The organism is Streptomyces calidiresistens, assembly GCF_014141525.1.
Lineage (GTDB): Bacteria > Actinomycetota > Actinomycetes > Streptomycetales > Streptomycetaceae > Streptomyces > Streptomyces calidiresistens.
In genome coordinates, this window is record NZ_VKHS01000147.1 from 1 (window position 1) to 8982 (window position 8982).

At 75.2% G+C, this 8982-nt stretch carries 7 protein-coding genes; 3 read left to right on the top strand and 4 right to left on the bottom strand.

The genetic code is table 11. From position 1 onward, the window contains the following. Positions 1 to 756, top strand: a 756-nt coding sequence (locus FOE67_RS29110) for a response regulator (protein ID WP_228473700.1), incomplete at its 5' end; no start/stop codon positions are given. A gap of 299 nt (positions 757 to 1055) precedes the next feature. On the opposite strand, the gene FOE67_RS09025 is transcribed toward FOE67_RS29110, so the two are convergent. From FOE67_RS09025 to FOE67_RS09035, 3 genes are all read right to left on the bottom strand, one after another. Beyond that, the gene (locus tag FOE67_RS09025; RefSeq protein ID WP_182662303.1) at positions 1056 to 1718 is read right to left on the bottom strand and encodes a double zinc ribbon domain-containing protein; all 663 of its coding nucleotides are present in this window, start codon (positions 1716 to 1718) and stop codon (positions 1056 to 1058) included. A 168-nt stretch (positions 1719 to 1886) separates the two neighbouring features. Next, positions 1887 to 2519 (bottom strand): class I SAM-dependent DNA methyltransferase, encoded by a 633-nt coding sequence (locus tag FOE67_RS09030; protein WP_323384538.1) that lies wholly within the window; start codon positions 2517 to 2519, stop codon positions 1887 to 1889. A gap of 191 nt (positions 2520 to 2710) precedes the next feature. After that, positions 2711 to 3922, bottom strand: a complete 1212-nt coding sequence (locus tag FOE67_RS09035) for an amidohydrolase (protein ID WP_182662307.1) — start codon at positions 3920 to 3922, stop codon at positions 2711 to 2713. Positions 3923 to 4239: 317 nt separating this feature from the next. On the opposite strand from FOE67_RS09035, the gene FOE67_RS09040 reads away from it, so the two are divergent. Then, positions 4240 to 5238 carry a serine/threonine dehydratase gene (locus FOE67_RS09040; RefSeq protein WP_182662310.1) on the top strand — a complete coding sequence of 333 codons (999 nt, stop codon included), beginning with the start codon at positions 4240 to 4242 and terminating at the stop codon, positions 5236 to 5238. A gap of 84 nt (positions 5239 to 5322) precedes the next feature. Here the strand turns inward: FOE67_RS09040 and FOE67_RS09045 are convergent, their stop codons facing one another. Continuing rightward, positions 5323 to 6348, bottom strand: coding sequence for an ATP-dependent 6-phosphofructokinase (locus FOE67_RS09045; protein ID WP_182662312.1), 1026 nt, complete (start codon positions 6346 to 6348; stop codon positions 5323 to 5325). Between the two features lie 400 nt (positions 6349 to 6748). Here FOE67_RS09045 and pta point away from each other — a divergent pair, with 400 nt between their 5' ends. Next, the gene (gene pta, locus FOE67_RS09050) at positions 6749 to 8917 is read left to right on the top strand and encodes a phosphate acetyltransferase (protein WP_182662314.1); all 2169 of its coding nucleotides are present in this window, start codon (positions 6749 to 6751) and stop codon (positions 8915 to 8917) included. Positions 8918 to 8982 lie beyond the last annotated feature (65 nt).

Below are 8982 nucleotides of genomic sequence, written 5' to 3' on the forward strand. Positions count from 1 at the left end.
TCCAGCTGGTACCAGCAGCCGTGGCAGAAGCGCCCGCCCCGGGCCTCGGTGGAACAGCGCGGGCAGACCAGCGTGTGTTCGGTCTCCACGTCCCATGAGGCGGCCCGGGCCTCGCCGACCTCGGAGGTCTGCCGGGCCCTGCGCGCCCGCGGCCTGCTGGTGGACGTCATCGCCATCACCTCGGCCCGGGACGTGGAGACGGTGCGCTCGATGCTGGTGCACGGGGTGGTGCAGTACCTGCTCAAGCCGTTCGGCTTCGCGGCCTTCCGGGAGAAGCTGGAACGGTACGCCGAGTACCGGCGGCACCTGCTGGCACCCGCCGGGGACGCCGCGCAGCAGGATCTGGACCGGGCGTTCGGCGCGCTGCGCGGCAGCATCGGCGGCCCCGTGCCCAAGGGGTTGAGCGACAGCACGCTGACCGCCGTGGTCGACCTGCTGCGGAGGATCGAGCCGCGCGGGGTGACCGCCGCCGAGGCCGGCGAGGAACTGGGCGCGGCCCGGGTCACGGCCCGCCGCTACCTGGAGCACCTGGTCGCCCAGGGGGTCGTGGATCGAACCCCCCGGTACGGCAGTCAGGGGCGGCCGGAACACGTCTACAGCTGGGCGCTGGGGCGCGACCGGTCCCCCGGCCCGCCGTGGTCCCCGGACGCCGGGTCCTCCCCGGGGGAGCCGGGTCCGGGGCGTCCGACACCCGGCGGGGGGCACCCGGGGTCGCCCGGCGGTTCCGGGACGACCGGGGAGTCACCGGCGTTCTGACACCCGGCGCCCCTCCCCTCCCGCGACGGGCCCCGTCCGGGCGGGTGACCGATGGCCCCGAGGGGGCCTCGCGTGCTCGCGCGTCCCGGGCGGGGCGGCCCGGGCCGGGCCGCGGGGGAGGTCCGCGCGCCGGCGTGCGGCACCGCCCGCACGGCACGCCGCGTCCCGGCCGGCGGATCCCCCGGATCCGGGCACGGCCGGGCACGGGGACGGCGTTCCGGTGCACGCCGGACCGGCGCGGCGGCACGATCGGCGCGCCGCTCCCCCGCACGGACCGCCGGTGCGGGCCGGGACCCGGCTCAGCCGGCGGGGCGCCCGCAGCCCGGGCAGAAGGCCGCTCCCTGCGGGAGCTCCGCCGAACACCCGGCGCAGGTCGGCTTCAGCTCCAGCTGGTACCCGCAGCCGTGGCAGAAGCGCCCGCCCCGGGCCTCGGTGGAACAGCGCGGGCAGACCAGCGTGTGTTCGGTCTCCACGTCCCATGAGGCGGCCCGGGCCTCGCCGACCTCGGAGGCCCGCCGGGACGCCTCCCGGTTGAGCCCCTGGTGCCGTGCGACCGACACCTCGGTCGCGGTGTCCGGGGCGCAGCCCAGGCAGAGGCCGAGGCCGGGGTTCCAGCAGGTTCCGCAGAGCTGTCCGACGCACTTGGGACAGCGGTTGAAGTTCCGCTCGGCCGAGTCGATGGCCCGCTGGAACGCCTCGTCGCGGGCCTTGCCCCAGCCGGCGTCGGCGAAGCCGTCGGCCGCGCGGCTGACGTGGTGGCCGTTGCTGCCGCCCAGCACCTGGCCGAGCATCCCCGCCCCGCGCCGCAGCCAGTCGGCGGCCCGCCCGGAGGCGTACGGCTCGAACGGCGAGCGCCACGCGTCCCGGCACCGGGTGCAGTGGAACTCGAACTGGAAACCGGCGTCCGCCCCGCTGGAGCGGGACAGGTCGCGGTGATTGCGGCTGAACGAGATCTCGTTCACGGAACCCCCTCATCCATCCGGTGCGCACACCTCCGCCACGGCGCACACGGGAAGTCCGCGAAAGTCTACGGGGCCCGCCCCCGCCCGCCCGGGGGTCGGGGGGGATCGGTTCCGCATCGGTTCGGTCGGGGTTTCGTCCCCGTTCCGTCGCGGCGCCGGGGCGGTGCCTCAGAGATGCTCGGGGAGCAGCGGCTCCGCCGGGCGGGCGTGCACGGCCACCAGGTAACCGGCCCCCGGTTCGAACGGTTCGCCGTCCCAGCCGGCGTACCGGACGTGCCGCTCCAGACCGGCCGCCGCGCACCACTCGTCGTACTCCCGGGCCCCGAACGGGGCCTCGTCCAGTGGCAGGTGGGCGGGGTCCAGACCCATGCCGGCCACCAGCAGGCCACCGGGGCGCAGGAGGCGGGCGAGCTGCGCGACGACCGCCTCCTCGGTGCCGGGGGCCAGCAGCGGGACGACGTTCCCGGCGGCGACGATCAGGTCGTAGCCGGGGGTCAGGCCGACGGCGTCCAGGGCGACCAGATCGCCGAGGTGCCAGTCGGGACCGGGGGCGGTGCGGCGGGCGACCGCCAGCATGGCGGGGTCCACGTCCACACCGGTGCAGGTGTGGCCGAGTTCGGCGAGGCGGGCGGCGACCCGACCGGTGCCGCAGCCGGCGTCCAGGACCCGTGAGCCCCGGGCCAGCAGGGCGTCGCAGAACCGGGCCTCGCCGTGGGGGTCCCCTCCCTCGGCGGCCAGTCGGGCGAACCGTTCCGCGTACTCCTCCGCGTACCGGTCCGAGCCCGCCCGGGCCCCGATCACCTCCGCCCAGCGGTCCCGGCGGGCGCCGGGGGCCCCGCTCGCGTCGGCCGCCTCGTGCGCGCCGTTCCCGTCCCGCGTCCCGCTCACCCGGTGTTCACTCCCGTTCGTTCCCGTCGCCCGTGTTCCCGTGTTCCGCCGCGGGGCCGGACGCCGATCGCTCCGGCGCCCGGCCCCGCGGGGCTCGACTCCGCTCAGCCCCGGTACCAGGGATCCGCGACGGTGCCCTCGCGACGCTCCTCGTCCCAGGTGTACACCTCCCGGCCGCCGATCACGGTGTGCAGCGGGCGGCTCATCACCTCCAGCGGATCGCCGGACCACACCACCACGTCACCGTCCCGGCCGGGGGTGAGCGCGCCGACCCGGTCGTCCAGGCCCATGATCTCCGCCGGGTTGAGGGTGACCGAGCGCAGCGCGGTCTCCCGGTCCAGCCCTTCCTTGACGCAGAGGATGGCCTGAAGGATCAGGAAGTTGATCGGCACCACCGGGTGGTCGGTGGTCAGCGCCAGCTTCACGCCCGCGCGGGCGAGGATGCCGGGGTTGGCCAGCGTCCGGTTGCGCAGCTCCACCTTGGAGCGGGTGGTGAACAGCGGACCGGTGATGACCGGGATCTCCCGGCGGGCGATCTCGTCCGCCATCAGGTGCGCCTCGGTGGCGTGGTTGATGATCAGTCGGTAGCCGAACTCGTCGGCCAGGCGCAGCGCGGTGGCGGTGTCGTCGGCGCGGTGGGTGTGCTGGCACCAGGGGATCTCCCGGTCCAGGACGCGGACCAGCACCTCCAGACCGGGGTCGCGGTCGAACGGCTTGCCCTCGGCGGCGGCGTGCTCGCGGCGGGCCCGGTAGTCCTGCGCGGCGGTGAGCGCGTCGCGGATCACCGCGGCCACGCCCTGCCGGGTGGAGGGCAGTTGCTTCTTCTCCCCGTAGACGCGCTTGGGGTTCTCGCCCAGGGCGCTCTTCACGCTGATGGGCTGTCGGACGAGCATGTCGTCCACGGTGCGGCCCCAGTTCTTCACCGCGACGGTCTGGCCGCCGATGGGGTTGCCGGAGCCGGGCTTGACCACGGTGGTGGTGACGCCGCCGGCGAGGGCGTCGGCGAAGCCGGTGTCGGCGGGGTTGATGGCGTCCAGGGCGCGCATCCGGGCGCCGTTGGGGTCGGTCATCTCGTTGGTGTCCTGACCGGCCCAGCCCTCGGCCTCCTCGTGCACGCCGAGGTGGCCGTGCGCCTCCACCAGGCCGGGCAGCACCCACCTGCCGGTCGCGTCGACGACCCGCACGCCGTCGGGGACGGTGACCTCGGCGTCCGGGCCGACGGCGGAGATCCGGCCGTTCTCGATGAGGACCGTGCCGCCCTCGATGGGGTCGCCGTCGACGGGGAGCACGTATCCGGAGGTGATCGCGATGTCCATGGGGGGAACCTAGCCCGGGGCCGTTGCCCGGGCCGAGACCCCGGCACCGGCTCCGGCGGGTCCGGACGCCACGGGTCGATGCGGGTCGATGCGGGGCGGTCCGGGACGCATCGGAGCGCATCGCCCCGTCGTCCCCCACCGGCCACGACCGGCCACGACCGGCCACGACCGGCGCACCGCCGAGACCTCTCGCCGGTGCCCGTACGTCCTCCCCTCCGCGTTCGTACCCGGGAGGGTCGGGGAGGTCTTAGGGTCGAACGCGGATGGCAACGGACCCGCGCCCGGCGCGCGGTCCCCGGGAGCGGACGGAGCGGCACATGGTCGGATCGGGAGACGGGACCGCGCCCCGGGCGCACACCGACGGTGCGATCGGGTACGGGGACGTGAAGCTCGCCGCGGAACGGATCGCGGGGGGCGTGCGGCCGGTGGTGGTGGCCCCGGTGGAGGGGCCGGGCGGTCCGATGTCGTTCGCCCTGGAGTACCTCCAGCACACCGGCTCCTTCAAGGCACGCGGCGCGCTGAACCTCACCACCGCCATGGCGGAGACGGGCCGGATCCCGGCGGCCGGGATCGTCATCGCCTCGGGCGGGAACGCGGGCCTGGCGTGCGCGTGGGCGGCCGGGCGGGTCGGGGTGCCGGCGACGGTGTTCGTGCCGGAGAACGCCCCGGCGGTGAAGGTGGAGCGGCTGCGGGCGCTGGGGGCCCGGGTGGAGGCGGTGGGCCGGGAGTACGCGGAGGCCGCCGAGGCGGCCCGGCGGTTCGCGGCGGAGACCGGGGCCCTGGCCTCGCACGCCTACGACCACCCGTTGATCGCGGCCGGCGCGGGGACGCTGGTGGAGGAGATCCTGACGGCCCGCCCGTCGGTGACCACGCTGGTGGTCGCGGTGGGCGGCGGCGGGCTGTTCGCCGGGGTGGCCACGGCCGCCGCGGAGCACGGCCTGCGGGTGGTGGCGGTGGAGCCGGAGGGGTCCCGGGCGCTGAGCGCGGCGCTGGAGGCCGGGGAACCGGTGGACGTGCCGGTGGCCTCGGTGGCGGCGGACTCGCTGGGGGCGCGGCGGGTCTCGGCAGAGGCGTTGCGCCGGGCCCGGGCGGACCGTGTCCGATCGCTCCTGGTGCCGGACGAGGCGATCGTGGCGGCGCGCCGCCGGTTGTGGGCGGAGCACCGGATCGCCGTCGAGTTCGGCGCGGCCACCGCACTGGCCGCGCCGTGGTCCGGCGCGTTCCGCCCCGCCGAGGGGGAGGAACCCTGTGTCGTGCTGTGCGGGGCCAACACGGACCCCGCGGATCTGTCCGGGGCCGCCCACCCGATCGGCTGATCCGGGCCGCCCGGCGCGAGGGGACGCCGGGCCCGGACGGGCGGGGGCCGGGCCGACCACCGGGAGGGGTCGGGCCGGGGTCGGTCAGAAGACCGCCTCGGTCTCCTCCATCCGGTTCTGCGGCACCCGGTTGAGTTCGGCGGTGGCGTCGGCGAGCGGCACCATGACGATGTCGGTGCCGCGCAGCGAGGTCATCATGCCGAAGTCGCCCCGGTGGGCGGCCTCCACCGCGTGCCAGCCGAAGCGGGTGGCGAGCACCCGGTCGTAGGCGGTGGGGACGCCACCGCGCTGCACGTGGCCGAGGATGACCGGTCGGGCCTCCTTGCCCAGCCGCTTCTCCAGCTCACCGGCGAGCCGGTAGCCGATGCCCGCGAACCGCTCGTGGCCGTACTGGTCGATCTCGCCCTTCTCGTAGGGCATGCTGCCCTCGGCGGGGCGGGCGCCCTCGGCCACGCAGATCACCGCGAACTTCTTGCCCCGGGCGAAGCGCTCCTCGACCATGTCGCAGAGCCGGTCCACCCGGAAGGGGCGCTCGGGGATGCAGATGCCGTGGGCGCCGCCGGCCATGCCGGACTCCAGCGCGATCCAACCGGCGTGCCGGCCCATCACCTCGACGACCATCACCCGCTGGTGGGACTCGGCGGTGGTCTTCAGACGGTCTATGGCCTCGGTGGCGACCATCACCGCCGTGTCGAAACCGAATGTGCGGTCGGTGGCGGAGATGTCGTTGTCGATGGTCTTGGGCACCCCCACCACGGGGATGCCGGCCTCGGAGAGCATGTTGGCGGCGGTGAGGGTGCCCTCGCCGCCGATCGGGATGAGCGCGTCCAGGCCCAGCTCCCGCCGCAGCTGCTCCGCGTTGGCGCAGGCGTCCCGGAGCCGTCCGCGCTCCAGTCGGCTGGACCCCAGCACGGTGCCGCCCCGGGCGAGGATGCCGCTGACGGCGTTGATGTCGAGCTTGCGGTAGCGGCCCTCCAGGAGGCCCTTGAAGCCGTCCTCGAAGCCGATGACCTCGTCGCCGTGGTCCACGACGGCGCGGTGGACCACCGAGCGGATCACGGCGTTGAGTCCGGGGCAGTCTCCGCCCGCGGTGAGAACGCCAATACGCATGGGTCTCTCTCCTGGTCGTAGGGGAAGTCTCGGGTTCACGAACCCCCGGCGGCGTGGGCCGGGGAGAAGCGGGAGGCCGCGCCCTCGGGGCCATCGGGATTGTGTCACGCCCGTACCACGCCTCCGCACCGGTCACACGGCCGGGCCCCGGGAGGGACGCTGATCCGAACCACCCCCGGATCGGGGCCTAACCCGGCGAGACGGGTACTGTCAAGAGTGCGGACACCACGGATCGGGTGAGCGGGTGGTCGCCCGTTCGGATACCCGGCGATCCCGGTCCCGAACCCGGCGACACCCCGCGGGCGGGCCCGGCCCACCCGAGCCGGCGCGTCCGCACGACGGAACCGACCGAGGACCCCGAACGACGACGGGCCGACCGGCCCGGAAGGCGAGGACCCGCGTGGCGCGCAGCGTGTACGTGACCGGCATCGGCCGAGGGGACGGCCGGCAGGTGATCGAGCTGGGGGTGATGGAGCTGTTGACCCGGCGGGTCGACCGGGTCGGGGTCTTCCGACCGCTCGGTCACGGCGGTGCCGACCCCGTCCTGGACCTGCTGCGCTCCCGCTACCGCCTGGTGCAACCCGCCGCGTCCATGGTCGGCACCACCTATGCCGCCGCCGGCGCCCTCCAGGCCGAGCAGGGCACCGACGAACTGGTCTCCCGGCTGGTGGACCGGTACCACGCGGTGGCCGAGGAGCACGAGGCGGTGGTGATCCTGGGCACCGACTTCGCCGACACCGGGCTGCCCGCCGAGCTGGCGCTCAACGCGCGTCTGGCCAACGAGTTCGGTGCCGTGGTGCTGCCGGTGGTGGCGGGGCGCGACCAGGACGCCGAGGCGATCGTGGCCGAGGTGCGCAACGCCCACCACGCCTACACCTCCCTGGGGTGCCAGGTGCTCGCGACGATCGCCAACCGGGTGCGCGACTCGCACGCCCGCGAGGCCGCCCGGGAGCTGGGCCGGCACCTGCCGGAGCCGGTCTACGTGCTGCCGGAGGATCCGGCGCTCTCCGCCCCGACCGTGGCGCAGATCGCCGACGCGCTGGACGCCGAGGTGCTGCTGGGCGACCACAACGGTCTGGCCAGGGACGTCCGGGACTTCGTCTTCGGCGGGGCGATGCTCCCGACCTTCCTCACCGCCCTGACCGAGGGCTGCCTGGTGGTGACCCCCGGCGACCGCGCCGATCTGGTGGTCGGAGCCCTCGCCGCGCACTCGGCGGGGGCGCCGCCGATCGCGGGCATCCTGCTGACCCTGGGCGAGAAGCCCGGCGGGGAGACGCTGACCCTGGCGGGCCGGCTGGCCCCCGGCACACCGGTGCTGTCGGTGCCCGGTGGCTCCTTCCCCACGGCGCAGAAGCTGTTCGGGCTGGAGGGCAAACTGACCGCCGGTACCCCGCGCAAGGCGGAGATCGCGCTCGGGCTGTTCGAGACGCACGTGGACACCGCGCAGCTCACCGAGCAGCTCTCGGTGGCCCGCAACGGCCGCGTCACCCCGATGATGTTCGAGCACGAGCTGATCGAGCGGGCCCGTTCCGACCGCCGCCACGTGGTCCTGCCGGAGGGCACCGACGAGCGGGTGCTCCGGGCGGCCGAGGTGCTGCTGCGGCGGCGGGTCTGCGACCTGACGCTGCTCGGCGACGAGACCGCCGTGCGCCGCCGGGCCGGCGAGCTGGGCCTGAACCTTCCGCTCCTGGCCGCCGACGAGGTCCCCGAGGGTCCCGGCGCGCACGCCCGGGTGGTGGACCCCCAGACCTCCCCGCTGCGCGAGCGGTTCGCCGAGTTGTACGCGAAGCTGCGGGCGCACCGCGGCGTCACCCCGGAGCTGGCGCACGACGTGGTCGCCGAGGTCTCCTACTTCGGCACGCTGATGGTCCGCGAGGGCCTGGCCGACGGCATGGTCTCCGGCGCCGCCCACTCCACGGCCGCCACCATCCGTCCGGCCTTCGAGGTGATCCGGACCCTGCCGGACGCCTCCAACGTCTCCTCGGTCTTCTTCATGTGCCTGGCCGACCGGGTGCTGGTGTACGGCGACTGCGCGGTGATCCCCGACCCCGACGCCGAGCAGCTGGCCGACATCGCCGTCCAGTCCGCCGACACCGCCGCCCGGTTCGGGGTGGAACCGAGGGTCGCGATGCTCTCCTACTCCACCGGCACCTCCGGCTCGGGGGCGGACGTGGAGAAGGTGCGTTCCGCCACCGAGCTGGTCCGCGCCCGCCGACCGGACCTGCCGGTGGAGGGGCCGATCCAGTACGACGCAGCGGTCGAGCCCTCGGTGGCCGCGACCAAGCTGCCGGGGTCGGATGTGGCCGGGCAGGCGACGGTGCTGATCTTCCCGGACCTGAACACCGGCAACAACACCTACAAGGCGGTGCAGCGGTCGGCGGGCGCGGTGGCGGTCGGTCCGGTGCTCCAGGGGCTGCGCAAGCCGGTCAACGACCTGTCGCGCGGCGCCCTGGTGCAGGACATCGTCACCACGGTGGCGATCACCGCGATCCAGGCGCAGGCACTGGGTACGCGTCCCGGGAGCGGGGCGTCCCCGACCGCCGACGGCCCGGCCGGCGACGCCGACTGACGAGGGTGGGCCGGTCGGGATGTCCGACCGGCCCACCGGCGCCCCGCCCCTCGGGTTCCCTCCCC

Bases quoted from the DNA above. Each gene is read 5' to 3' on its own strand.
- FOE67_RS09045 (WP_182662312.1), bottom strand. From the start codon at position 6,348: ATGCGTATTGGCGTTCTCACCGCGGGCGGAGACTGCCCCGGACTCAAC.
- FOE67_RS09035 (WP_182662307.1), bottom strand. From the start codon at position 3,922: ATGGACATCGCGATCACCTCCGGATACGTGCTCCCCGTCGACGGCGAC.
- FOE67_RS09040 (WP_182662310.1), top strand. From the start codon at position 4,240: ATGGTCGGATCGGGAGACGGGACCGCGCCCCGGGCGCACACCGACGGT.